The following is a 23,939-nucleotide window of genomic DNA, read 5'->3' as shown; positions in this document are numbered from 1 at the left end:
AGTGAAGAACGCTGACTCCCTCCTTTCCTCACCAATCACTTGTTACGATTGGTGTAATAGAACGTGTAATCACAATAAACGGTAGACGACTCATGGTTGGCGATAGAAAACGTGGATTTATCCGTCCTGATGAAGACGATGCGATGATCGAACCTCAACGTTGGGGTTTGCCGGATTATGGTGAGCCTAAAGCAAAGCAAGCCAAAGAAACCGCCTTTAATTACGACCCTGGTTGGGTACCTAGCTTCGATGAGCCAGAAGAAGAACAAGCATTCGAACTCACCGAAGAGCAGATTGAACTGATCAAGCAAGGTGCCTATCAAGAGGGCTTGTATCAAGGTCAAGAAGCGGGCTTTAAACAGGGCTATGACAAAGGCAAAGAAGAAGGTCTACAAGCAGGACATGCAGAAGGTCTTGAAGCTGGTAAAGCGGAAGGGGTGACTGCGGGTCAAGAATATATTCAACAGCAAGTTGAAACATTCATGAACTTAGCGAATCAATTTGCGCAACCCTTGGAGCTTATGAACGCTCAGGTAGAAAAGCAATTGGTCGACATGGTGCTTTGCTTAGTGAAAGAAGTCGTGCACGTTGAAGCACAAACCAATCCTCAAATTATCTTAGATACTGTCAAGCAGTCTGTGGAAGTATTACCAATTTCTGGGCATCCAATTACGTTGCATTTGCATCCAGATGATATCGCGATTATTCGTTCTGCTTATGGTGAAGAAGATCTGGATTGTCGCAATTGGACGTTGGTTTCCGAACCATCTCTGAACCGTGGAGATTTGCAGATTGAAGCGGGAGAATCGAGCATCAACTACCGCATGGAAGAACGCATCAAAAGCGTGTTGAACAGCTTCTGTGGAGCGAACCGCCATCAAGGAGGCGAGTAGCGAATGCTAGCTTTAGCGGACCGTCTAAAGAACTATAAGGTAGAGGGATTAACGACGCGTCCCGTTGCGTCTGGCAAACTAGTTCGTGTGGTTGGTTTAACCTTGGAGGCAACCGGATGTCGAGCCCCCATCGGCAGTTTGTGTCTCGTAGAAACCATGTCCGGTCATATGGAAGCCGAAGTTGTGGGCTTCTCAGGCGACAATCTTTTCTTAATGCCAAGTGAACAGATCACGGGCATCTTACCGGGTGCAAAGGTGACGCCACTAACCAGTGAAGCGGGCCTGCCTGTTGGTATGGAACTGCTTGGCCGAGTGATTGACGGCGTAGGGAATCCACTCGATGGTCTTGGCCCAATCTACACTGAACAACGTGCTTCTTTTAATGCCGAGCCTATTAACCCATTGGCACGCAAGCCTATCTCTGAGCCACTTGATGTCGGTTTAAAAGCTATCAATGGCTTGCTGACGGTTGGCAAAGGTCAGCGTATCGGTCTGTTTGCGGGTTCTGGTGTAGGTAAGTCGGTGACATTAGGCATGATGACTCGTGGTACTACCGCACAAGTGGTGGTGGTAGGACTGATTGGTGAGCGTGGACGCGAAGTAAAAGAGTTTATTGAAGAAATTTTAGGTGAAGAGGGACGTCGTCGCTCTGTCGTGGTTGCCGCGCCAGCGGATGCTTCTCCTTTGATGCGTTTAAAAGGCTGTCAAACTTCATTGACGATTGCGGAATACTTCCGTGACCAAGGCTTAGATGTATTATTGCTGATGGACTCGTTAACCCGTTTTGCTCAGGCGCAGCGTGAAATCGCGCTGTCTGTTGGTGAGCCTCCTGCTACCAAAGGTTATCCGCCGTCGGTGTTTGCGAAATTGCCGGCGCTGGTGGAACGAGCAGGTAATGGCAGTCCGGAACAAGGGTCAATCACGGCTTTCTTTACGGTTCTCACGGAGGGGGATGATCTTCAAGACCCAATCGCAGACGCGTCTCGTGCGATCCTTGACGGCCACATTGTGTTATCGCGAGAAATGGCGGATGCAGGTCATTACCCTGCTATTGATGTTGAAAAATCAGTCAGCCGTGTGATGCCGCAAATCACCACCGAAGAACATGTTCTTATGTCGAAAGCGGTGCGTCAGGTTCTGTCTATTTGTCGTAAGAATCAAGATTTGGTGTCGATTGGTGCATACAAGCCAGGCACCGATCCGGCCATCGATGGCGCATTTACGCTTAAACCAAGATTGGATGATTACTTACAGCAACGCATGAAAGAATCGGTGCCATACGATATGTGCGTCAACATGCTAAGAAACATTCTGGGCGGTTAATCGTAAATGGAAAATGCAATGGATTTCCTGCTCGAGCAGGCGAAAGAACGAGAAGACCAAGCTGTATTAGCCCTCAATAAAGCGCGAACAGAACTGGATGATTACTATCGTCAAGTTGAACAAATTGAAAAGTACCGATTGGATTATTGCCAACAGTTAGTCGATCGCGGAAAGGGAGGCTTAACGGCCAGCCAGTATGGCCATTTAAATCGTTTCTTGACTCAATTAGATGAAACCTTATCTAAGCAAAAACAAGCAGAAAACCACTTCAAATACCAAGTTGAAAACTGCCAAGATTACTGGCTGAACATGCGTAAAGAACGCATGTCGTATGAGTGGATGATCGAAAAACGAGCCAAAGAAAAACAGGCATTAGAAGCCAAACGAGAACAAAAGCAAATGGATGAGTTCTCTACCTTGCTTTATAGCCGTAAACCAAGGCCATTTTAAGTCACTATTTTAATCTGAAGCGTTTTTGTCACTCGCGATGATCTGTTGAGCGTGATGTTGATATCGTCAGAAAAACATCAGTTAGGTTTGGCGTGATTTTTGCAAAATCTTAGAAGAAGTGACGTTTGCAATAGATTGTTGAAGCAAGTGCGTCATACAATTTTTCGCTATGAAGTTTGCACCGTTGTAAATGTTAGCCTTAGTCAGTGGCTAAGCCAGCGATGTCTTTTTGCCTTTGAATCAACTATGACCGCACTGAGAGTGTGCTGTTTTCACCGAGAGTTTCTTTATGAACGTGAATTTGTCCAATGTATCAGCGACTAATAAGGCTTCCAGTATGGAGTCTTCAAATAAAGCTGCTGCAGAAAGCACAGAGAGCAAAGGGTTCTTTGAAGCTTTCGCGGATGTGTTTACCGGTTCACAGAAGTCAGAAAAAGTGAAGGCGCAATCTAACACTCAACCTCAGGCTGAAAGCGCAGTAGCCGATGATGCTGAAGCTCAAGCTTCCCAAACAGAAGAAACGCATCACACAAGTTTGAAAGCCTCCTCTAGCGAGGGGAACGTTGACGCAGCGTCTACCGATGCGTCATTAGATGGCGCTTTGTTGACCAAAGCTCAAAGTGAAGATGGACAGGTTCCAGCAGGCGCTTCTGACGCAAGTGACTTGGACAACAATGCTTCGAAAAACAACGCCTCGGCAAACAACGCCTCAGAAAACAAAGTCTCGGAAATCAATGTTTCGGACAGTGATGATGTCAAAAGTGCGATGGGTGAGGGGCAAGCGTTACTTGGGCGTATTCAACAAGCTAACCAGACACTGAATGACTCTGGTACTGCTAAAAGCGGCACTACTCAAAGCGGCAATGATTTGCCAGTGAGCGTTGAATCAATGGCGGCGAAATCTGATATCACAGAACAACAAGTCAACGTACAAGGTGATTCTGCTGAAATAGCGAGTGCAGGTTCAATGACAGGTTCTTCAGTACTAAACAACCCTGTTCAGACGGAGCAGTCACCGCCATCAAGCCACGCAACCTCAACTGATGCTGTTGAGCTTCAAACCAGTGGTTCTGCTTTACGTTCAGAGAGTTCATCTGATGGCGTTAACTCAAGTTCTGCTACTGATAAAGCAGCGCAAATTGATTGGAATAACTCAAGTGCACAAGCTGCACACACCCAAGCGACGTTAAATGCAACGACACAGGTCGCCATTAACGGACAGTTGGTAACACAAGGTTCAGATGCTGCGATGCTCCCTGATGCTGATTTGATTGCTCAAGGTGGTGCGTTGGCATTACCGCGTGTTTCACTCAATGAACTTGAAGTCATCGATACGAAATTAGCTCAGGGTGAACCTCTTTCTGCTCAAGAGTTAGACATTATCGAGGGCTTAAAAACGGGCACGATGCTCGCGGACATTCCACCTCAAGAATTTGCTCAATTTGTGGCATTGCCAAATGATGTAAAATCGGCAATGGCAGAGCACCAAGCAGCGCGTATGACGGCTTCGACATCAACTGCTACACAACAAATGCAAAACGTCACCTTGCAAGGAAATGCACAAGCAAATAGTACGCAAAATGGGGTGACTTCGAATACTGATAAAGCCGCAATGCCAGAATCGTTGACCGCCGGCAACCAGAACGCAGCTGCGATAAATTCGATGTCGCAACTGGCTTCCACCCCAGAGCAAAATAAAGCGGTGATGGGGGCGAGTCTAGCGGCGAGTGCGTTGAAGTCTGCGGCAAATCAACAAGATAAAAATGAATCACAGCATGGTTTAGCTGGGCAAATTCAAGCTGCGGTAGGGCAACAAGGAGTGGCGGCTCAGCAACAAGCTCGAGTGGATGCTGCGCAGCAAGCTCAACTGCCATTGCAGTTAACTAAGGAACTGGCCAACGACCAAGTCGCGGAAAAAGTCCAAATGATGATGTCGAAGAATTTGAAGAACCTCGATATTCGACTTGATCCGCCAGAGCTTGGTCGCATGCAGATTCGCATGACGATGAACAACGATATCGCGAATGTGCATTTCACCGTAGCCAACTCACAGGCGCGTGATTTGATAGAACAAACCTTACCTCGCTTAAGGGAGATGCTTGCCCAGCAAGGTATGCAATTAGCCGATTCATCGGTACAGCAGCAAAGCAGTGGTCAACAGCAAAGACAGTATGCGGCTTCAGAACAGCAGGGGCAGGGAACGTCAGGTCGAGGATTCGCCCAAGCGGGAGATGAAAACGTCGATAGTAATGTGAATCTTGATTTGAATGTGTCTACAAAGCGTGATGGAATCAGTTTCTACGCCTAAAATGGCCACTCGAATGCGATGATAGAAATACTTTGTCCAACCCGCCAATTGGCAAAATTGAATGAATCATAACGAAAAATAAGCAGATAAAGAGAACGTAATGGCAGAAGAGCAGCTACAAGGCGCGCAGGCCGCAAAAGGAAAAAGCAAGCTACTGATCATCATTATTGCCGTAGTGGTATTACTGATTGGTGGTGGTGCAGCCGCTTTCTTTTTGATGGGATCAGATGCACCAGCGCAAACTGAACAAACTCAGCAGGCACAAGCGGCAGCGACCGCTCAACCTATTGCTTATGTAAACATCCCACAGCCATTTATTTTTAATGTGACGGGGGACCGTCGCGATAGATTAGTACAGATCAAAGCACAATTGATGGTGCGAGGCAGTGAAAATGAGCAATTAGCTCGCTATCATTCCCCACTGATTGAGAGCTCGTTGTTGTCTACGTTTGCCTCTGCAACGGTAGAGCAACTGCGCTCTCCGACTGGCCGTATTGAGTTGCGTGACCGCGCTTCAGATGACATCAAAGCGGCGCTAAGTGCAGCAGTGGGTAAGCCAGTGATTGAAAAAGTACTATTTACAGATTTTGTAATTCAATAGGTAAAACGTGACCGATCTATTAAGCCAAGACGAGATTGATGCGCTTCTGCACGGGGTGGACGATGTTGATGACATTGATGAGCCCTTAGATAATGACAATGATAGTGCGATCAGTTTTGATTTTTCATCTCAAGACCGGATCGTACGTGGTCGCATGCCGACGCTCGAGCTTATTAATGAGCGTTTTGCACGACATATGCGCATTAGTCTCTTTAATATGCTGCGCAAAACCGCTGAGGTTTCGATCAACGGTGTGCAGATGATGAAGTTTGGTGAATATCAAAATACGCTCTACGTCCCAACCAGTTTGAACATGGTACGTTTTCGTCCATTAAAAGGCACCGCGTTGATCACGATGGAAGCGCGACTGGTGTTTATTTTGGTGGAGAACTTCTTCGGTGGGGATGGTCGTTTTCATGCCAAGATCGAAGGGCGAGAATTTACGCCAACGGAACGTCGTATCATCCAATTATTGCTAAAAATTGTTTTCGAAGATTACAAAGAAGCATGGTCGCCAGTGATGGGGGTTGAGTTCGAATACCTAGACTCAGAAGTGAACCCAAGTATGGCGAACATCGTCAGCCCGACGGAAGTGATTGTCGTAAGCTCATTTCATATTGAAGTGGATGGCGGTGGCGGTGACTTCCATGTTGTTATGCCGTATTCGATGGTTGAGCCTATCCGAGAATTACTTGATGCGGGTGTTCAGTCCGACAAGATGGAAACCGACGTACGTTGGAGCTCCGCACTGCGCGAAGAGATCATGGATTGCCCAGTGAATTTCCGAGTCAACTTATTGGAAAAAAACATTTCTCTGCGCGATTTGATGGAGCTGCAACCGGGTGATGTTATTCCCATTGAGATGCCGGAGCACGCAACGATGTTCATCGAAGATTTGCCGACTTATCGCGTTAAGATGGGGCGATCTGACGATAAAATGGCGGTGCAGATCTCTCAAGAAATTGAGCGACCGCATGTGGTAAAAACCGATTTAGCGTTCTTGAGCAAAGACATTATGACTGAGCTTGAGAATGATGATGCAGACGATTAGATACCCTTACCAATTGACCCACTAGGTTTTTGTTGAAAGAAACATTCTTTTGAGAAAGCCTATTTAGCATGGCAAAGGTAAGGTTTAAAACAGGATATAAAAATGCAACCGAGTGATGACCAAAGACTCGCAGACGAATGGGCTGCCGCGCTTAGTGAAGACCCATCAGCACCGATGATTGATGTGGATGAAGTATTAGCGGCTCCGTTAGAGGAGTTAAGAGATACCTCAAGCCCTATCTCTGATGATGAGCGCCGCAAACTGGATACCATCATGGACATTCCAGTGACTATCTCAATGGAAGTAGGCCGTTCGCAAATCAGCATCCGTAACTTATTGCAATTGAACCAAGGTTCGGTCGTGGAACTGGATCGTTTAGCGGGTGAATCACTGGATGTATTGGTGAACGGGACACTCATCGCTCATGGTGAAGTGGTTGTCGTCAACGACAAGTTTGGTATTCGTTTAACGGACGTCATTAGCCAAACCGAACGAATTAAAAAGCTGCGTTAACATGAGCCATTCAATCAAAACTCGATTGAAGCAAATAACAGGAGCACTGAGCTTAATGCTGAGTGCTCCTTATGCATTTGCTGCTGCACCAACCAGTCTCGACTTAGCGACTACCTTGGGTTCTTTGGTATTGGTCATTGGTGTTATTTTGCTTTTGGCATGGTTGTTAAAACGTATGCAAGTGCCAGCAATGGGACAGCAAAAAGGATTGCGTATCATCAATCAACTGCCTGTAGGTACAAAAGAGCGCATTGCTGTAATACAGGTCGGTGAAGAGCAATTTTTAGTCGGCATTACCAGTCAATCGATTCAGACCTTAGCCAAACTAGAAAAGCCATTGAAAGAGGATGAGTTGGCGACAGGTGCTTTTGCCAGTCAATTTAGCCAACTGATAAAAAAACATGATAAAGGGTAATTCAATTCGCCTCGTGCTCAGCATGTTTGTGCTGCTAGCAGGAGTGCTGTTTTCTTCGCTTTCTTTTGCTCAGACTGAGGCATCCCCATCGCCATCTAACTTGGCTCAGGGCGACAGCGTGACCGTAAAAGCAATGGAAAGTGACTCGGGGGCGAGTCGCTCTATGTCAGTGACAAACGGCACGGGTATCCCCGCCTTTACCATGACCACTAACGCCGATGGCGGTGAAGATTACTCGGTTACGTTACAGATCCTAGCCTTAATGACCATGTTGGGTTTCTTGCCTGCAATGGTGATTTTGATGACCTCATTTACACGTATTGTGGTGGTGATGTCGATTTTGCGTCAGGCAATGGGTTTGCAACAAACGCCATCAAACCAGGTGATCATTGGTATTGCTCTTTTCTTGACTTTTTTCATCATGTCCCCGGTTTTAAATGAGATTAACGACAAGGCTGTGCAGCCGTATCTGAATGAGCAAGTGACGGCGCGAGAAGCGTTCGATGCCGCGCAAGTACCAATGAAAGCGTTCATGCTCAAGCAAACTCGGATTAAAGATCTGGAAACATTCGTCAATATGTCGGGAGCGCAAGTGACGAACCCAGAAGATGTTTCTATGGCGGTGCTTATTCCTGCCTTTATCACCTCTGAGCTAAAAACGGCATTCCAGATTGGCTTTATGCTGTTTTTGCCATTTTTGATTATTGACTTAGTTGTGGCTTCGGTTTTGATGGCGATGGGTATGATGATGTTGTCACCGATGATCGTGTCATTGCCGTTCAAGTTGATGCTGTTTGTGTTGGTGGATGGTTGGAACCTAATTCTATCTACGCTCGCCGGCAGTTTTGCCCTTTAGATTGGCATAAAGAGAAGAGGGTAGGACATGACTCCAGAAATGTTTGTCGAGCTATTCCGTGAAGCGCTGTGGTTAGTGCTCATCATGGTGTGCGCCATTATCATTCCAAGCTTATTGATTGGTCTTGTGGTCGCTATTTTCCAAGCCGCAACCTCCATTAACGAACAGACATTGAGTTTCTTGCCGCGTTTGATTGTCACGTTACTGGCCTTGATGTTATTCGGGCATTGGATGACGCAAATGATGACCGAATACTTTTACGGTTTGATCGAACGTCTACCTCAGGTTCTGTACTAGAGTCTCGTATGGAATACCCAACTGATATTGTTCTCGACTGGATAGCAAACTATTTTTGGCCCTATACCCGCATTTCAGCCATGTTGATGGTGATGACGGTGACAGGGGCACGGTTTGTCTCGCCTCGAATTCGACTTTATCTTGGGCTCGCGATTACTTTTGCTGTCATGCCGGCCATTCCTGCCGTACCACAAGATCTAGAATTGCTCTCTTTTCGTGGTTTTATCACGATTGCAGAGCAGATCATTATTGGTGTCGCGATGGGCATGGTGACTCAATTTATCATCCAAACTTTTGTTTTGTTAGGTCAGATTCTTGGTATGCAATCGAGTTTGGGTTTCGCCTCAATGGTTGACCCAGCAAACGGGCAGAATACGCCATTGCTTGGTCAGCTCTTTATGTTTTTAGCCACGCTGTTCTTTTTGGCCACAGATGGGCACTTAAAGATGCTGCAATTGGTGGTGTTCAGTTTCAAAACATTGCCGATTGGCTCGGGCACCTTAAGCGCGGTCGATTATCGTGAATTGGCAAGCTGGCTTGGGATCATGTTTAAAACGGCATTGAGCATGTCACTATCCGGCATTATTGCATTGCTAACAATTAACTTGTCATTTGGTGTGATGACGCGTGCGGCACCGCAGTTGAATATCTTCTCGCTTGGTTTTGCTTTTGCACTCATGGTGGGTTTGTTGCTGTGTTGGTACATTTTGGCGGGTTTATACAGCCATTATGAAATCTTTTGGTCGGTGGGTGAGGAGCAGATTTGCCGCCTCATTCGCTTGGAATGTTAGGTTAGTAAACCCTAGGAGACTGGTTTGGCAGAGTCAGACGGCCAAGAACGCACCGAAGAAGCCACCCCCCGACGGTTACAACAAGCCAGAGAAAAGGGACAGGTTGCTCGGTCTAAAGAGTTAGCTTCCGCTTCCGTGTTGATTGTTGGCGCGGTGGCATTAATGTGGTTTGGTGAATCTCTCGCACGCTCATTGTTTTCTATCATGAGCCGCTTATTCGATCTTCAACGAGAGGAAATTTACGACACAGGCAAATTGTTTGATATTGCCGGTGGTGCGATGGTGGATTTATTGCTGCCACTGTTTCTGATCTTGGTGACGTTATTCGTTGCTGCGCTCCTTGGTGCGGCAGGGGTGGGCGGCGTGAGCTTCTCTGTTGAAGCGGCGATGCCGAAGTTGTCCAAAATGAATCCGCTTAGTGGCTTAAAACGTATGGTCGGTATGCAGAGTTGGGTAGAACTGCTCAAATCCATATTGAAAGTTGGGCTAGTGACGGGCGTGGCCATTTACTTGATACAAGCATCCCAAGCGGATTTGATTCAGTTGAGCATGGATGTGTACCCGCAGAATATCTTTCATGCGCTCGATATCTTGCTCAATTTTGTCTTACTGATCAGTTGCTCATTGTTGATTGTGGTAGCCATCGATATACCGTTTCAGATCTGGCAGCATGCTGACCAACTAAAAATGACCAAGCAAGAGATTAAAGACGAGTACAAAGAAACAGAGGGTAAGCCTGAAGTTAAAGGTCGTATTCGTATGCTCCAGCGTGAAGCGGCTCAACGTCGAATGATGGCAGACGTCCCGCAAGCGGATGTTATCGTCACTAACCCAGAACACTTCTCTGTGGCGTTGCGATACAAGCAAAAAACTGATCGCGCGCCCGTTGTTATTGCTAAAGGCACTGATCACATGGCGATGAAAATTCGAGAAGTTGCCCGTGAACATGACATCACCATTGTGCCGGCTCCGCCATTGGCTCGTGCGCTGTATTACACGACCGAATTGGAACAAGAAATACCAGATGGCTTGTTTACGGCTGTGGCTCAAGTGCTCGCATTTGTCTTTCAGCTCAAACAATACAGAAAGCGGGGCGGGCAGAGACCAAAACTTAATGATTACGATTTGCCGATACCTCCTGAGCATCGTCATTGATTTGGGTTATAACTAACGAAAATTCAGGTGTTTGATGCTTATTTGAGTAATTAGTCATTATTTTGGCGTTTGATCTGGTACATAGATTGCTTAGAGCCAATGAATCAATAAGAATAGATGAACTTTTAATTCTAAACCGTCGCGTAATATCAAGAAATTACATCAAATACGCATTCCTCTGACCGATTGAGAACTCTCGCAGTATGAAGTTAAGCCTGCCTTTTGCAGATAAATTGCCACGAATTCCACAGCGCTCCATGCCTGCTATTGGTGCGCCGGTTATGGTTTTGGCCACCCTTGCGATGGTGGTGCTACCGATACCTGCATTCCTGCTGGATTTATTCTTCACATTTAACATCGCCCTCGCTATGGTCGTGTTGTTAGTGACCGTTTACACCCGTCGCCCACTCGACTTTGCTGCATTCCCAACGGTATTGCTTATCGCAACCTTGCTTCGCCTCGCTTTGAACGTTGCCTCGACTCGTGTGGTATTGCTCCATGGTCATGAGGGGGGCAATGCGGCAGGTAACGTAATCGAAGCCTTTGGTAGCGTTGTTATTGGTGGTAACTATGCGGTCGGTTTAGTGGTATTCCTTATCTTGATGATCATTAACTTTATGGTTGTGACCAAAGGTGCCGGACGTATTTCAGAGGTAAGTGCTCGCTTCACCTTGGATGCGTTACCAGGTAAACAGATGGCCATCGATGCGGATTTAAACGCAGGCTTAATCGATCAAGAACAAGCGCGAACTCGCCGATTTGAAGTGACCAAAGAAGCCGACTTCTATGGTTCGATGGATGGTGCGTCTAAGTTTGTAAAAGGCGATGCGATAGCGGGTATTCTTATTCTATTTATTAATATCATCGGCGGTTTGTCGATCGGTATGGCGCAATATGGTTTGGGTTTCGGCGAAGCAATGCAAATCTATACCTTACTCACCATCGGTGATGGCTTGGTTGCTCAAATTCCGTCGTTATTACTTTCGATTGCGGCTGCAATGATGGTAACGCGTCAAAATACCGATGAAGACATGGGTGAACAGCTGATATTTCAGATGTTCGATAACCCAAAAGCGTTGATGATCACGGCGATTATTATCGGTGTGATGGGTATCGTGCCAGGGATGCCACATTTTTCTTTCCTATCGTTGGCAGCAGTGGCTGGTGGCGCCGCATATTGGCTAGACAAAAGGCAGAAACAGAAAGCAAAAGAGCCTGCTCTGCCAGTTAAAGCCGAAGATGGCAGTGAACCGATTTCTCAACGAGAGCTTTCATGGGATGACGTACAACCTGTTGATATCATCGGCCTTGAAGTGGGTTACCGTCTGATCCCATTGGTGGACCGCGATCAGGGTGGCGAACTGCTTGAACGTGTTAAAGGGGTACGTAAGAAGCTGTCTCAAGATTTTGGTTTTCTTATTCCTGCGGTTCATATTCGAGATAATTTAGAGCTCACCCCAAACAGTTATCGCATTACCCTGATGGGTGTTGCGGTTGGCGAAGCCGAGATTCGCCCAGATCAAGAACTTGCGATCAACCCTGGCCAAGTCTACGGCATGATTGAGGGTGAACCGACGATTGATCCTGCTTTTGGCTTAGAAGCGGTGTGGATTCGAGAAGAGCAGCGCGAGCATGCACAAGCGCTTGGTTATACTGTCGTAGATTCTTCTACGGTACTCGCCACCCATTTAAGCCAACTACTGACGAACAACGCCTCTCAACTGCTTGGCCATGAAGAAGTGCAAAACCTCATGGAGATGCTAGGCCGAAGTGCACCTAAATTGGTCGAAAGCTTCATTCCCGATCAATTGCCTTTGGGTGTTGTGGTTAAAGTGTTGCAGAACCTACTCAACGAAGCGATTCCAATTCGTGATATTCGCACCATTGTTCAAACTTTGGCAGAGTACTCAAGTAAGAGTCAAGAACCTGACATTCTTACGGCTGCGGTTCGTATTAGCTTGAAACGTCTAATTGTTCAGGAAATCAATGGTATAGAGCCAGAATTGCCTGTTATTACTCTTATTCCTGAACTGGAACAAATCTTGCATCAAACAATGCAGGCGTCAGGTGGCGAGTCTGCTGGTATTGAACCTGGACTTGCAGAGCGAATTCAAGCATCTCTGAGTCAAGCCACACAAGAGCAAGAACTGAAAGGAGAGCCTGCAGTTCTGCTGACTTCTGGTGTATTGCGTTCGACGTTAGCAAAATTTGTCAAAAACACGATACCCAATCTCCGAGTGTTGTCTTATCAAGAAATACCGGATGAAAAACAGATCAGAATTGTGCAAGCCGTGGGTAATTAGCCTGCGTAGTATAAATGGATTCATAGTTTGAAAATTAAACGATTTTTTGCCAAAGATATGAGAACGGCGCTACTCCAAGTGAAAGAAGAACTTGGTGCAGAAGCGGTGATCATGTCGAATAAGAAAGTGGCAGGTGGTGTCGAGATCGTTGCAGCGATTGATGGTGAGTCCAACGCATCCCCAGCAATGCGAACAGCAGCATTGCCAAATCGTGCTGCCGCTCAACCTAATCGTTACAGTGAACATCGTCAAATGTCATCATCGGCGGCGGAGCGTTTTCAAGACCGCCGATTGGATAATGATAGATTAAGCCTGACTGCCAGTAATGAAAAATCGGGCTCGATGACGCAGCGTTTTGCTAACATGCTCAAGCAATACAGCGGATCTGGCGCTGAGTCTGATGATCATGTGGCAGAGAATGAGGACTCTTTGTCTGCTTTGCTACAACGCCAAAACAAACACCGTGAAAGCTATCAACAAGAGAGCTACCCACAGCAAGACAGCTATCAGCAACACGACAGGCAGCAACAGAGTCGACATCAAGAAAGTCGACATCAAGAAAGCCAAGCTCCGTATCCATCGGACTCCCCATTAGCGAAGTTGATTGCTCAAGATAATCGTTTTGAACGCGCGACGCCTAAGCTTGATCCAACGCGTTACGATCGTCGTCGCCCGTCGGATGAGCGTGATGAGTCAAACAACGAGCTAGAAAACATGCGCGAAGAAATGACATCCATTCGTCGTTTACTCGAGCACCAAGTGTCTGGTTTGATGTGGCAAGAAGTCGAGCGTCGTGAACCGTTACGAGCGATGTTGATAAAACGTCTTGAGCGTATGGGGGTTTCACCGGAGCTTGCCGATCAAATGGCGTGTTATATTCCGGAAGACACCAAGCCGGCTCGTGCGTGGAAAGCGTTACTGTCTTTAGTCGCAGACCAAATTAGCACACCAAAGCAAGATATTTTAAAACGTGGCGGCGTTGTTGCCCTGCTTGGCCCTACGGGGGTTGGCAAAACAACGACGGTTGCAAAGCTCGCAGCGCGTGCTGCAATGGAATACGGTGCTGACAATGTCGCACTGGTTACAACCGATACCTATCGAATTGGCGCACATGAGCAACTCTCCATTTATGGAAGAATTATGGGCTGTCCTGTAAGAGTTGCTAAAGATTCTAATGAGTTAGCCGATGTTATATATCAGCTAAGGAACAGAAGACTTATTTTGGTTGATACGGCAGGTATGGGGCAACGAGACGTCAGACTCTCCGAACAGCTTGATACTTTAATGCAAGAAAGCGGTGAAGTGATTCACAGCTACCTTGTTTTGCCCGCGACCGCACAACGTCGAGTTCTGCAGGAAACGTTGGATCATTTCCGACGCATACCACTGTCGGGCTGTATTTTGACTAAGCTTGACGAATCGTTAAGTTTGGGCGAATTCATCAGCGTGGTGATTCAGAACGCAATGCCAGTAGCGTACATCGCTAACGGTCAGCGCGTACCAGAAGACATTGTGATAGCACAACCAAAATACATGATTGCGAAAGCAAATGAACTGTTAGAGAAGTCGACAGAGAACGAACCTCACTTTTGGAACAGTGACAACGAAGGACTCTAGGGCGGCGGACTACTATGACTGAGAATATGATACACGATCAAGCAAGCGGCCTCCGTCGCTTAACACAACCATCATTAACGAAAGTAATCGCGGTTACTGGCGGTAAAGGTGGTGTGGGCAAATCAAACGTAACACTGGGTCTGGCGATCTGTATGGCTCGCCAAGGCAAAAAAGTGATGGTTCTCGATGCTGACCTTGGCTTAGCCAACGTTGATGTGATGCTCGGAATTCGTTCAAAGCGCAATTTAGGCCATGTACTTGCGGGTGAGTGTGAGCTCAAAGATGCAATTGTAGAAGGTCCTTATGGCATAAAGATCGTTCCTGCAACGTCGGGTACTCAAGCCATGACAGAGCTTTCTCCTGCTCAGCATGCTGGACTTATTCGTGCATTTGGTAGTATCGAAGACGAGATGGACGTACTGCTCATTGATACCGCAGCGGGCATCTCAGACATGGTGATCAGCTTTTCACGCGCAGCACAGGAAGTGGTGGTGGTCGTTTGTGATGAACCGACATCCATTACTGATGCTTATGCGCTGATCAAACTGTTGAGTAAAGATCATCAAGTTCAGCGCTTCAAAGTTGTTGCAAATATGGTCAGAAGCTACCGTGAAGGCCGAGAATTATTCGCAAAATTGACATTAGTCACAGAGCGCTTCTTGAATGTCAGCCTTGAACTCGTAGCATGTATCCCATTAGATGATAAAGTACGTCAAGCTGTAAAAAGACAAAAGATCGTCGTGGATGCGTTCCCGCGTTCACCGGCTGCTTTAGCGATCAGCTCTTTAGCAAGTAAGGCATTGACTTGGCCATTACCGAAGACACCGAGTGGCCATTTAGAGTTTTTTGTCGAGCGACTACTAAACCGAACTGAATTCACAGAGGACCCTTTTGGTGAATAAAGCGATGACCTATAACCAACGTGGCAAATTGAATAGCCAACAGGCATTCATAGAACGCTACTCTGTGTTGGTTAAGCGTATTGCTCACCACCTGTTAGGCCGTTTACCGCCGAGTGTTCAGGTAGAAGATTTAATTCAGGCTGGCATGATCGGTCTTATCGAAGCTCAGCAGAATTATGATGCGTCTAAAGGTGCGAGCTTTGAAACTTATGCGGGTATCCGAATTCGCGGTGCGATGTTAGATGACATTCGCAAAGGCGATTGGGTCCCTCGTTCTGTTCATAAGAACAATCGTGAAATTAACCAAGCGATAGCAGAGCTGGAAGGCATTCTAAATCGTGACCCATCTGATGCAGAAGTAGCAGCACATCTTGGTATGACACTAGACCAATATCATAGTGCGATTACTGATATAAGCTGTTCAAAATTAGTGGGAATTGAAGATTTAGGTGTATCTGATGATGTGATCTCACCGGCGGACGAAACCGATGATAGCAACCCATTTAAAGGGGTCGCAGATGAATCGTTTCGAAAAGCACTGGTTGAATCAATAAAACAGCTTCCAGAGCGTGAAGCTTTGGTTCTTTCGCTTTATTATGACGAAGAACTCAATTTAAAAGAGATTGGCGATGTGTTAGGTGTAAGCGAATCTCGCGTAAGCCAAATATTGAGTCAAGCGATGCAACGTTTACGCACCAAGCTCAGTGCGTGGACACAAAACGATTAAAACACTGATATTGCGATTCAGTGGAGGCAATTTTGAATAAAAATATGAAGATCCTTATTGTTGATGACTTCTCAACAATGCGCCGTATTGTTAAAAACCTACTTCGTGACTTGGGTTTCAATAACACTCAGGAAGCGGATGATGGTTTAACTGCATTACCAATGCTGAAAAAAGGTGACTTCGATTTTGTTGTGACTGATTGGAACATGCCAGGAATGCAGGGTATCGATTTGCTTCGACACATCCGTGCTGATGCAGAGCTAAAGCATCTTCCAGTACTTATGATCACAGCAGAAGCAAAGCGTGAGCAGATCATCGAAGCGGCTCAAGCAGGTGTTAACGGCTACATCGTTAAGCCATTTACAGCCGCTACGCTAAAAGAAAAACTAGAGAAAATTTTTGAACGTTTATAACGATCTATTTTGCTTTGTTGCTCGGGCTATCACTCCAAATTCTTAATATAAAAGGATGGCTCGTTTGACGCTGAAAAAAGTCAAATAAGAAAAGATAAACGTATTAAGGGTCTATTCAGGATGATCTCACTAGAGCAGGCGAAGTCGCTCGTTCAGATGCTAGAACAAGGGGAGCAAGAGCAAGCTAACGCACTTGTTGCCTCGTTATATGAAGGTCAAGGAAATCCGATGTTGCAAGAAATCGGAACATTAACCCGCGATCTTCATGACTCACTAAAACAGTTCAATCTTGAACAACGCATGACAGAAATTGCAAGAGATGAAATCCCAGATGCAAGGGATCGTCTGCAATATGTGATTGAGAAAACCGAACTGGCTGCAAACCGAACCATGGATGCAGTGGAACGCTGCTTACCTATCGCAGATAACCTACACGAGTGCCTTCAGCAAGTTCGTCCTCAGTGGAACGAACTTATGCATGGACGCATTGAATTAAGTGACTTTAAAGCGCTTTGTTACCGTATCGATGAGCTTTTAGTTCAAGTCGAGGGTGACAGCACCGAGTTGCGTGGTCAATTGACCGAAATTCTAATGGCACAAGACTTCCAGGACTTAACTGGCCAAATCATTCGTCGCGTGATTACGCTCTCCAATGAAGTGGAAGATCGCCTGGTTGAGATATTGACCGTCTTTTCTGGCAATAAAACAGAACAAGATGCTCAAGTTTCGCCACGACCATCAGATAAAAAGAGTAAACAATCAAGCGAAGCTGAAGGCCCGATTCTTCATCCAGAACTTAGGGAAGATGCGGTTTCATCGCAGGACGAAGTTGATGACTTATTGTCCAGTCTTGGATTTTAAAGGTAACGTATGAGCTACGATTTAGATGAAGATATTCTTCAGGATTTTCTGATTGAAGCTGGAGAGATTCTCGAGCTGCTTTCTGAGCAATTAGTCGAACTGGAAAACAACCCAGAAGATAAAGATCTCCTTAACGCGATTTTCCGAGGTTTCCACACCGTGAAAGGCGGTGCTGGTTTCTTATCATTAGGTGAGCTGGTGGATACCTGTCACGGTGCTGAGAACGTGTTTGACGTGTTGCGAAACGGTCAGCGCTCGGTGACGGCAAGTTTGATGGATACCATGCTTAAAGCACTTGATACGGTGAATACGCAGTTTCAAGCAGTGCAAGACCGTGAGCCTTTAGAAGCGGCGAATCCTGCATTGTTAGAAGAGTTACATCGTTTATGTAAACCTGAGTCTGAAGATGAAGCAGTGGTGGCTTCATCACCGGTTGTTAGCTCTGCTCCTACCATTGAAGAACCTGAGATTATCGAACCGATGGTGTTTGATTCAATCACGGATAAGCCTGCAACAACGACGAATGCAAGTGTAGGTTCAGTCGATGAAATCACACAAGATGAATTCGAGAAACTGTTAGATGAGCTGCATGGTAAAGGTGCGGCTCCGGGTGCTTCTGCGCCAAGCATTTCGGTGGAACCCGTTCAAGTAAGCGCTCCAACGACAGAAAGCGGCGACATTACGGACGACGAATTTGAACGCCTTTTGGATGAGTTGCATGGTGTAGGTAAGAGTCCATCGGCTTCAACGATCGCGCCAGTAGAGCCACCAAAAGCGCCAGAGCCAGTTGCGCCAGTGTCGTTTACATCAGATGACAGTGATCTGATGACGGACGAAGAATTTGAAAAACTTCTCGATGAATTGCATGGGGCGGGTAAAGGTCCATCAATTGAGGAGCTTGATTTCGCGACTAAACCTGCATCGGCAAATTTTGAGTCTGAAGCACCTCAAGTTGCTCCAACACCAAGCGCTCCGGCTCCGAGTTCTCCTAATCCGAGTTCTCCTAATTCGAGAGCACTAACGCCAAGTCCTGCTGCAGCGCCTCAGACTCCAAAGCCTGAAGCACAGCCTGTTGCCGTAAAAGAAGAAGCGAAAGCGGCACCCGCTGCGAAAAAGCCACAGGCAGAAGCGACAGTGCGAGTGGATACTTCGACGCTAGATACCATCATGAACATGGTCGGCGAATTAGTATTGGTTCGTAACCGTTTACTGAGCCTCGGTTTGAATAGCAACGACGAAGAAATGGCGAAAGCCGTCGCAAACCTTGATGTGGTTACCGCCGATCTTCAAGGTGCGGTAATGAAAACGCGCATGCAGCCAATCAAGAAAGTCTTTGGCCGCTTCCCTCGAGTGGTTCGTGATTTGGCGCGTAACTTAAATAAAGACATCGTGCTTGAAATGCGTGGTGAAGAGACCGATCTAGATAAAAACCTCGTTGAAGCGCTCGCGGATCCATTGATTCACTTGGTGCGTAACTCGGTAGACCACGGCATTGAAATGCCAGATGACCGAGTAAAAGTAGGGAAATCTCGTACGGGTAAAGTCATTCTGTCTGCATCGCAAGAAGGTGACCATATTGAACTTGCTATCGTTGATGATGGCGGCGGTATGGATCCGAACAAACTTCGTGGCATTGCGGTTAAGCGCGGCATGATGGATGAAGATGCGGCTGCGCGTCTGACAGACAAAGAGTGCTTTAACTTAATTTTTGCACCAGGCTTCTCAAGCAAAGAGAAAATTTCTGACATCTCTGGCCGTGGTGTTGGTATGGACGTGGTAAAAACCGCGATCAATACCCTAAATGGCTCGATTGATATTGATTCTGAGCTTGGTAAAGGCACTAAGATTACGATCAAAGTTCCGTTGACCTTAGCGATTTTACCAACGCTGATGGTCGGTGTCGGTGGGCATCCATTTGCGCTCCCTCTAGCATCAGTGAATGAGATCTTCCATTTAGATTTGAGCCGTACCAACGTTGTTGATGGTCAGTTGACGATCATTGTTCGTGATAAGTCGATTCCATTGTTCTACTTGCAGAACTGGTTAGCGGCAAAATCACCACGCGTTCAAGAACGTGCCGGACATGGTCATGTCGTGATTGTACAGATTGGCAGCCAACGTGTTGGATTTGTAGTGGATACCTTAATTGGTCAAGAAGAAGTGGTGATCAAACCGCTAGACAATCTACTACAAGGAACGCCGGGTATGGCGGGTGCGACGATCACCAGTGATGGTCACATTGCGTTGATTCTCGACGTGCCAGATCTACTTAAGCAATATGCTGCAGCGTCGCGCATTTAAGCGCGGCGAGCAGTTAAAAAAGGAACAAAATGGCGATTAAAGTATTAGTCGTTGATGATTCGAGTTTTTTTCGTCGTCGCGTTAGCGAAATCATCAACTCAGAATCGCGCCTAGAAGTGATTGACGTTGCGGTAAACGGTAGAGAAGCGGTAGAAAAAGCCAAAGCTCTTAAACCGGACGTTATCACGATGGATATCGAGATGCCTGTCATGGATGGTATTACTGCCGTCCGTGAAATTATGGCGGCGTCTCCAACGCCAATATTGATGTTTTCGTCACTAACTCACGATGGAGCGAAAGCAACACTTGATGCGCTTGATGCTGGGGCTTTGGATTTCCTACCGAAAAAATTCGAAGACATTGCTCGCAATAGAGAAGAAGCCGTCTCTTTATTGCAACAGCGCGTGATTCAAATTGCCGCTAAACGTGCATTTATGCGCAGGCCTGCATTGAGAAGTGCACCAACACCAAGTTCGATAACTCGACCGTTGGCATCACGAGCGGCAGCAACGTCGGCACATTCGTCAACGTCGGCTCCAAGTCGTCCTATGGCAATGAAGTTTCGTGCATCAGGTAAGCGATACCAACTAACAGCGATTGGCACTTCTACAGGTGGACCTGTGGCTTTGCAAAAAATTCTGACTCAGTTGCCAGCGAATTACCCGCACCCAATCGTGCTTGTTCAGCATATGCCAGCAACGTTTACGGCAGCATTCGCGAGTCGTTTGAATACGCTTTGTAAGATTCAAGTGAAAGAAGCAGAAGACGGTGATGTTTTACGTGCCGGCGTTGCATACCTTGCTCCAGGCGGTCAGCAAATGATGATCGATGGTCGCCCAGGAGCCGCTCGTATTCGCATCATCGATGGTGGTGACCGCATGAACTACAAACCATGTGTCGATGTAACGTTTGGTTCTGCAGCGAAAGTCTATGGTGACAAAGTTCTGTCGATGGTTTTGACAGGTATGGGTGCCGATGGCCGTGAAGGTGCGCGCATGCTGAAATCTGCTGGGTCGACGATTTGGGCTCAGGACGAAGAAAGCTGTGTGGTATATGGTATGCCTCAAGCTGTCGCCAAAGCAGGGATCTCAACTGAAGATTTACCTCTCGACCGCATTGCAGAGCGCATGTTGGTTGAAGTGGGATTGGCTTAGGAAAAAACATGATCGTTTGGAGTGTAGCGAACCAAAAAGGTGGCGTGGGCAAAACAACGTCGACAGTCACACTGGCTGGATTATTGAGCCAAAAGGGACATCGCGTACTGATGGTCGATACCGACCCGCATGCGTCACTGACGACGTATCTTGGGTATGATTCTGACACCGTTGCTTCCAGTCTTTTTGATTTATTTCAGTTAAAGACATTTTCGCCGGAAACAGTGAAGCCTTTGATTCTGAATACAGAATTGGATGGTATGGACATTATTCCTGCGCACATGTCTTTAGCAACGCTTGACCGTGTCATGGGTAATCGTAGCGGGATGGGGTTGATTTTAAAGCGTGCACTTCAAGCAGTTTCTCAAGATTACGATTATGTATTGATTGATTGCCCACCGATCTTAGGCGTCATGATGGTCAATGCATTGGCGGCAAGTGATCGGATTTTGATTCCGGTGCAGACCGAATTCTTGGCCATGAAAGGTCTGGAGCGCATGATCCGTACTTTGACCATCATGCAGAAGTCACGCCCGGATGGTTTTAAAGTCACGATTGTTCCAACCATGTACGACAAGCGAACAAAAGCATCGTTACAGACATTAACGCAACTGAAAAAGGATTACCCAAATCAGGTGTGGACGTCTGCCGTGCCAATTGATACCAAGTTCCGCGATGCCAGCTTGAAGCATTTACCTGCGTCGCATTTTGCTTCTGGAAGCCGAGGCGTCTTTGCATACAAGCAATTGCTGATTTACTTGGAGAGGCTTGCGTTCGATGAGTAGCCACGACGTACTTTCTAGTGAACAGGCGTTGGACGATTACTTCACAGCACTGCTTGGTGAAGAGGTCGAGGTTGTTGAGCCTGAAAAAGAGCGAGACACGGTTGCACAAACGTTATCATCTGCAGAGCCAGAGCCAGAGCCAGAGCCAGAGCCAGAGCCAGAGCCAGAGCCAGAGCCAGAGCCAGAGCCAAAACTACAGTTAAAATACGCAGAGCCTGAATCTTATCAGTTCAGCGATATGTACGCGCCTGCATTAGAAGCGCCAAATCTGGAAGACGTACAGCGACTACTGAGTCAACTTGAATCGATCAATCCAGCGATTGAGCTTGATTTTTCGGCTGAATCGCAACCCGTTGAACCTGACACGAAAGTCGAGGTTCACGTTGCAGAAATTGAAGAAATTCAAGATTGGAACATTGAAGAAGCGCCAGCGTATTCGACAGAGGCCGACCTGCCAAATCTAGAGCTCAAGTTTGATCTAGAATCAAAGCTAGAACTAGAGACTAAGCTTGAGACAGAAACTAAGCCTGAGTCAGAAACTAAGTGGGATACTGTTGAAAGCGTTGCATCCATTGTTGATATCGACGTTGAGGCGCAACATGAATTGTCTCCAAAATTAGAGACACAAGCAGGGGCGTCAGTCCCTCTCTCATGGGAAAACACGCAACGTACGCAAGATTTTCAAGTGCTGTACTTTGATGTGAATGGCGTTACTTTTGCTGTCCCGCTTGATGAGCTGGGTGGGATTCACCGAATTACAGAGCTCAATCACTTAATTGGCCGTCCGGCTTGGTATCTCGGTTTACAAACTGGACGCGAACAACAATTCGATGTTGTGGATACGGCAAAATGGGTGATGGCCGACAAACTTGTTGGTGAAGAGTACAAAGAGAATTACCAATATGTCGTCATGCTAGGAGAAAGCATGTGGGGGCTGGCAAGTAACCAGTTAATGGGAACGGAAACCCTCAATATCGACAAAGTTCGCTGGCGTGAGCAAGCAGGAAAGCGCCCTTGGCTAGCGGGCATGGTGAAAGAAAAAATGTGTGCTTTAATTCATGTCCAAGCACTAATAGACATGCTAAACGCTGGTTTAGATGTAAAATCAATGAATTAGATTTTGGTCGGGAACGACATTAACGAGGATTAACTATGTCTCAAGCTTTTGAAGTTGAAGTGAAGAAAGATACATCGAACGACGAGGTTCTTCAGTGGGTGACGTTCCAACTAGAAGAAGAAACGTATGGCATCAACGTGATGCAAGTTCGTGAAGTGCTTCGCTACACAGAGATTGCTCCAGTTCCAGGTGCGCCTGATTATGTGTTAGGTATTATCAACCTACGTGGTAACGTGGTAACGGTTATTGATACACGTTCACGCTTTGGCCTTATGGAAGGTGAAGTAACGGATAATACGCGCATTATTGTGATTGAATCTGAGCGCCAAGTGATCGGTATTCTGGTTGATAGCGTGGCCGAAGTGGTTTACCTACGTTCATCTGAAATAGATACCACACCATCTGTTGGTACCGATGAAAGTGCTAAGTTCATTCAAGGGGTGAGCAACCGTGATGGTAAGCTACTAATCCTAGTTGATTTGAATAAACTGCTTTCAGATGACGAATGGGATGAGATGGCTCATCTATAAAGGTTATTAAATCATGGCTGAAGATACATTTCACTCTTTACCATTGTTCATCGGTGGCCTTGTTTTTGTTTTCTTTGCATTACTCCTGCTTCAGTTACGGATACGTGCCGGGTTTCAAAAGCAGTTGGATCAGCAACGTGCACAAGCGCGAAATGCGGAAAAAGAGGCACAAAAACTCAATAAGCAATTATTGGAAGTGCGTTCAGTTGTTGTCGGCCTAGGTCAAAAAGTCACAGAACAGCAAGATATCATGCAACATCTTAGCGAGCGTATTAGAGAGCTAGAGCATGCAGATACGGATGGACGTTTGTACAGCCGAGCGAGCAAAATGGTCCAACTTGGTGCTGATATCAATGAGTTGATTGAAGAGTGTGAGCTACCAAAAGCAGAGGCGGAACTGATGTTGTCTTTGCAGAAAAAACTCGCAGGAAAAGAAAAAATTCCACCGCTTACCAGCCAACCACTTGATGTCCCATCTTACCCTTCACGAGGGCGAGGACGTTAAAGAGAAAAAGAAGCTTCGGCTTCTTTTTTTATTTCTAAAATATAAACTTATAACCATTTGTGGTTAGTTTT

Annotated in this window: 24 protein-coding genes; all 24 read left to right on the top strand. The window is 46.5% G+C overall.

Features of this window, described 5'->3' with window-relative positions; translation table 11 throughout:
* Nucleotides 1-92: 92 nt before the first annotated feature.
* The 24 genes from fliH (at nucleotide 93) to VA249_RS10200 (ending at nucleotide 23,868) form a co-directional block, all read left to right on the top strand.
* Entirely contained in the window at nucleotides 93-893 is an 801-nt protein-coding gene (gene fliH, locus VA249_RS10315; protein ID WP_221067930.1) for a flagellar assembly protein FliH, read from the top strand.
* Between the two features lie 3 nt (nucleotides 894-896).
* On the top strand, nucleotides 897-2,216 hold the full coding sequence (gene fliI, locus VA249_RS10310; protein WP_128810433.1) for a flagellar protein export ATPase FliI: 1,320 nt from the start codon (nucleotides 897-899) through the stop codon (nucleotides 2,214-2,216).
* Nucleotides 2,217-2,222: 6 nt separating this feature from the next.
* On the top strand, nucleotides 2,223-2,666 hold the full coding sequence (fliJ, locus tag VA249_RS10305; RefSeq protein WP_128810434.1) for a flagellar export protein FliJ: 444 nt from the start codon (nucleotides 2,223-2,225) through the stop codon (nucleotides 2,664-2,666).
* Nucleotides 2,667-2,955: 289 nt separating this feature from the next.
* On the top strand, nucleotides 2,956-4,974 hold the full coding sequence (locus VA249_RS10300) for a flagellar hook-length control protein FliK (protein WP_221067929.1): 2,019 nt from the start codon (nucleotides 2,956-2,958) through the stop codon (nucleotides 4,972-4,974).
* Between the two features lie 100 nt (nucleotides 4,975-5,074).
* The gene (fliL, locus tag VA249_RS10295; protein ID WP_221067928.1) at nucleotides 5,075-5,575 is read left to right on the top strand and encodes a flagellar basal body-associated protein FliL; all 501 of its coding nucleotides are present in this window, start codon (nucleotides 5,075-5,077) and stop codon (nucleotides 5,573-5,575) included.
* A gap of 7 nt (nucleotides 5,576-5,582) precedes the next feature.
* Nucleotides 5,583-6,626: a flagellar motor switch protein FliM gene (gene fliM, locus VA249_RS10290; protein ID WP_211916184.1), complete on the top strand. Its 1,044-nt coding sequence runs from the start codon at nucleotides 5,583-5,585 to the stop codon at nucleotides 6,624-6,626.
* Between the two features lie 102 nt (nucleotides 6,627-6,728).
* The gene (gene fliN / locus VA249_RS10285; protein WP_128810436.1) at nucleotides 6,729-7,139 is read left to right on the top strand and encodes a flagellar motor switch protein FliN; all 411 of its coding nucleotides are present in this window, start codon (nucleotides 6,729-6,731) and stop codon (nucleotides 7,137-7,139) included.
* 1 nt (nucleotide 7,140) lies between these two features.
* Nucleotides 7,141-7,554, top strand: coding sequence for a flagellar biosynthetic protein FliO (fliO, locus tag VA249_RS10280; protein ID WP_211916185.1), 414 nt, complete (start codon nucleotides 7,141-7,143; stop codon nucleotides 7,552-7,554).
* Nucleotides 7,541-8,410 (top strand): flagellar type III secretion system pore protein FliP, encoded by an 870-nt coding sequence (gene fliP / locus VA249_RS10275; RefSeq protein WP_221067927.1) that lies wholly within the window; start codon nucleotides 7,541-7,543, stop codon nucleotides 8,408-8,410. The genes fliO and fliP overlap by 14 nt, the downstream gene beginning before the upstream one ends.
* Before the next feature lie 27 nt (nucleotides 8,411-8,437).
* A complete protein-coding gene (fliQ, locus tag VA249_RS10270) occupies nucleotides 8,438-8,707 on the top strand; it encodes a flagellar biosynthesis protein FliQ (RefSeq protein WP_128810438.1) in 270 nt (89 codons plus the stop codon).
* 8 nt (nucleotides 8,708-8,715) lie between these two features.
* On the top strand, nucleotides 8,716-9,498 hold the full coding sequence (gene fliR, locus VA249_RS10265; RefSeq protein WP_128810439.1) for a flagellar biosynthetic protein FliR: 783 nt from the start codon (nucleotides 8,716-8,718) through the stop codon (nucleotides 9,496-9,498).
* A gap of 24 nt (nucleotides 9,499-9,522) precedes the next feature.
* The gene (flhB, locus tag VA249_RS10260; protein WP_128810440.1) at nucleotides 9,523-10,653 is read left to right on the top strand and encodes a flagellar biosynthesis protein FlhB; all 1,131 of its coding nucleotides are present in this window, start codon (nucleotides 9,523-9,525) and stop codon (nucleotides 10,651-10,653) included.
* 203 nt (nucleotides 10,654-10,856) lie between these two features.
* A complete protein-coding gene (gene flhA / locus VA249_RS10255) occupies nucleotides 10,857-12,956 on the top strand; it encodes a flagellar biosynthesis protein FlhA (protein ID WP_221067926.1) in 2,100 nt (699 codons plus the stop codon).
* Between the two features lie 27 nt (nucleotides 12,957-12,983).
* Complete coding sequence (flhF, locus tag VA249_RS10250) at nucleotides 12,984-14,573, top strand: flagellar biosynthesis GTPase FlhF (protein ID WP_221067925.1); 1,590 nt, start codon at nucleotides 12,984-12,986, stop codon at nucleotides 14,571-14,573.
* 14 nt (nucleotides 14,574-14,587) lie between these two features.
* Nucleotides 14,588-15,475 carry a MinD/ParA family protein gene (locus VA249_RS10245; protein ID WP_211916193.1) on the top strand — a complete coding sequence of 296 codons (888 nt, stop codon included), beginning with the start codon at nucleotides 14,588-14,590 and terminating at the stop codon, nucleotides 15,473-15,475.
* Nucleotides 15,468-16,202, top strand: a complete 735-nt coding sequence (locus tag VA249_RS10240; protein WP_128810443.1) for an RNA polymerase sigma factor FliA — start codon at nucleotides 15,468-15,470, stop codon at nucleotides 16,200-16,202. Before VA249_RS10245 ends, VA249_RS10240 begins: the two co-directional genes overlap by 8 nt.
* 44 nt (nucleotides 16,203-16,246) lie before the next feature.
* Nucleotides 16,247-16,615: a chemotaxis response regulator CheY gene (gene cheY / locus VA249_RS10235; RefSeq protein ID WP_020333593.1), complete on the top strand. Its 369-nt coding sequence runs from the start codon at nucleotides 16,247-16,249 to the stop codon at nucleotides 16,613-16,615.
* A gap of 120 nt (nucleotides 16,616-16,735) precedes the next feature.
* The gene (locus VA249_RS10230; protein WP_128810444.1) at nucleotides 16,736-17,476 is read left to right on the top strand and encodes a protein phosphatase CheZ; all 741 of its coding nucleotides are present in this window, start codon (nucleotides 16,736-16,738) and stop codon (nucleotides 17,474-17,476) included.
* A 9-nt stretch (nucleotides 17,477-17,485) separates the two neighbouring features.
* Complete coding sequence (locus tag VA249_RS10225) at nucleotides 17,486-19,777, top strand: chemotaxis protein CheA (RefSeq protein ID WP_221067924.1); 2,292 nt, start codon at nucleotides 17,486-17,488, stop codon at nucleotides 19,775-19,777.
* 29 nt (nucleotides 19,778-19,806) lie between these two features.
* Entirely contained in the window at nucleotides 19,807-20,931 is a 1,125-nt protein-coding gene (locus VA249_RS10220) for a protein-glutamate methylesterase/protein-glutamine glutaminase (RefSeq protein WP_221067923.1), read from the top strand.
* 8 nt (nucleotides 20,932-20,939) lie between these two features.
* A complete protein-coding gene (locus tag VA249_RS10215) occupies nucleotides 20,940-21,716 on the top strand; it encodes a ParA family protein (RefSeq protein WP_211916197.1) in 777 nt (258 codons plus the stop codon).
* A complete protein-coding gene (locus VA249_RS10210; protein WP_221067922.1) occupies nucleotides 21,709-22,833 on the top strand; it encodes a chemotaxis protein CheW in 1,125 nt (374 codons plus the stop codon). The genes VA249_RS10215 and VA249_RS10210 overlap by 8 nt, the downstream gene beginning before the upstream one ends.
* A 35-nt stretch (nucleotides 22,834-22,868) precedes the next feature.
* On the top strand, nucleotides 22,869-23,363 hold the full coding sequence (locus VA249_RS10205; RefSeq protein WP_038864816.1) for a chemotaxis protein CheW: 495 nt from the start codon (nucleotides 22,869-22,871) through the stop codon (nucleotides 23,361-23,363).
* A gap of 13 nt (nucleotides 23,364-23,376) precedes the next feature.
* Complete coding sequence (locus VA249_RS10200; RefSeq protein WP_221067921.1) at nucleotides 23,377-23,868, top strand: DUF2802 domain-containing protein; 492 nt, start codon at nucleotides 23,377-23,379, stop codon at nucleotides 23,866-23,868.
* Nucleotides 23,869-23,939 lie beyond the last annotated feature (71 nt).

This window comes from Vibrio alfacsensis, from assembly GCF_019670485.1.
In the GTDB taxonomy this organism is placed as follows: Bacteria; Pseudomonadota; Gammaproteobacteria; order Enterobacterales; family Vibrionaceae; genus Vibrio; species Vibrio alfacsensis.
Note: the sequence above shows the minus strand (reverse complement) of the source record. Positions and strands in the feature narration are given on the sequence as shown.

Excerpts from the sequence above, each read along its gene's own strand:
- VA249_RS10210 (WP_221067922.1), top strand. The coding sequence starts at position 21,709 with ATGAGTAGCCACGACGTACTTTCTAGTGAACAGGCGTTGGACGATTAC.
- VA249_RS10200 (WP_221067921.1), top strand. The coding sequence starts at position 23,377 with ATGGCTGAAGATACATTTCACTCTTTACCATTGTTCATCGGTGGCCTT.
- VA249_RS10225 (WP_221067924.1), top strand. The coding sequence starts at position 17,486 with ATGAGCTACGATTTAGATGAAGATATTCTTCAGGATTTTCTGATTGAA.
- VA249_RS10300 (WP_221067929.1), top strand. The coding sequence starts at position 2,956 with ATGAACGTGAATTTGTCCAATGTATCAGCGACTAATAAGGCTTCCAGT.
- VA249_RS10230 (WP_128810444.1), top strand. The coding sequence starts at position 16,736 with ATGATCTCACTAGAGCAGGCGAAGTCGCTCGTTCAGATGCTAGAACAA.
- fliH (WP_221067930.1), top strand. The coding sequence starts at position 93 with ATGGTTGGCGATAGAAAACGTGGATTTATCCGTCCTGATGAAGACGAT.
- VA249_RS10205 (WP_038864816.1), top strand. The coding sequence starts at position 22,869 with ATGTCTCAAGCTTTTGAAGTTGAAGTGAAGAAAGATACATCGAACGAC.
- VA249_RS10220 (WP_221067923.1), top strand. The coding sequence starts at position 19,807 with ATGGCGATTAAAGTATTAGTCGTTGATGATTCGAGTTTTTTTCGTCGT.
- fliQ (WP_128810438.1), top strand. The coding sequence starts at position 8,438 with ATGACTCCAGAAATGTTTGTCGAGCTATTCCGTGAAGCGCTGTGGTTA.
- fliP (WP_221067927.1), top strand. The coding sequence starts at position 7,541 with ATGATAAAGGGTAATTCAATTCGCCTCGTGCTCAGCATGTTTGTGCTG.
- flhA (WP_221067926.1), top strand. The coding sequence starts at position 10,857 with ATGAAGTTAAGCCTGCCTTTTGCAGATAAATTGCCACGAATTCCACAG.
- VA249_RS10215 (WP_211916197.1), top strand. The coding sequence starts at position 20,940 with ATGATCGTTTGGAGTGTAGCGAACCAAAAAGGTGGCGTGGGCAAAACA.
- cheY (WP_020333593.1), top strand. The coding sequence starts at position 16,247 with ATGAAGATCCTTATTGTTGATGACTTCTCAACAATGCGCCGTATTGTT.
- fliN (WP_128810436.1), top strand. The coding sequence starts at position 6,729 with ATGCAACCGAGTGATGACCAAAGACTCGCAGACGAATGGGCTGCCGCG.
- VA249_RS10245 (WP_211916193.1), top strand. The coding sequence starts at position 14,588 with ATGACTGAGAATATGATACACGATCAAGCAAGCGGCCTCCGTCGCTTA.
- fliI (WP_128810433.1), top strand. The coding sequence starts at position 897 with ATGCTAGCTTTAGCGGACCGTCTAAAGAACTATAAGGTAGAGGGATTA.
- fliJ (WP_128810434.1), top strand. The coding sequence starts at position 2,223 with ATGGAAAATGCAATGGATTTCCTGCTCGAGCAGGCGAAAGAACGAGAA.
- fliL (WP_221067928.1), top strand. The coding sequence starts at position 5,075 with ATGGCAGAAGAGCAGCTACAAGGCGCGCAGGCCGCAAAAGGAAAAAGC.
- fliR (WP_128810439.1), top strand. The coding sequence starts at position 8,716 with ATGGAATACCCAACTGATATTGTTCTCGACTGGATAGCAAACTATTTT.
- fliO (WP_211916185.1), top strand. The coding sequence starts at position 7,141 with ATGAGCCATTCAATCAAAACTCGATTGAAGCAAATAACAGGAGCACTG.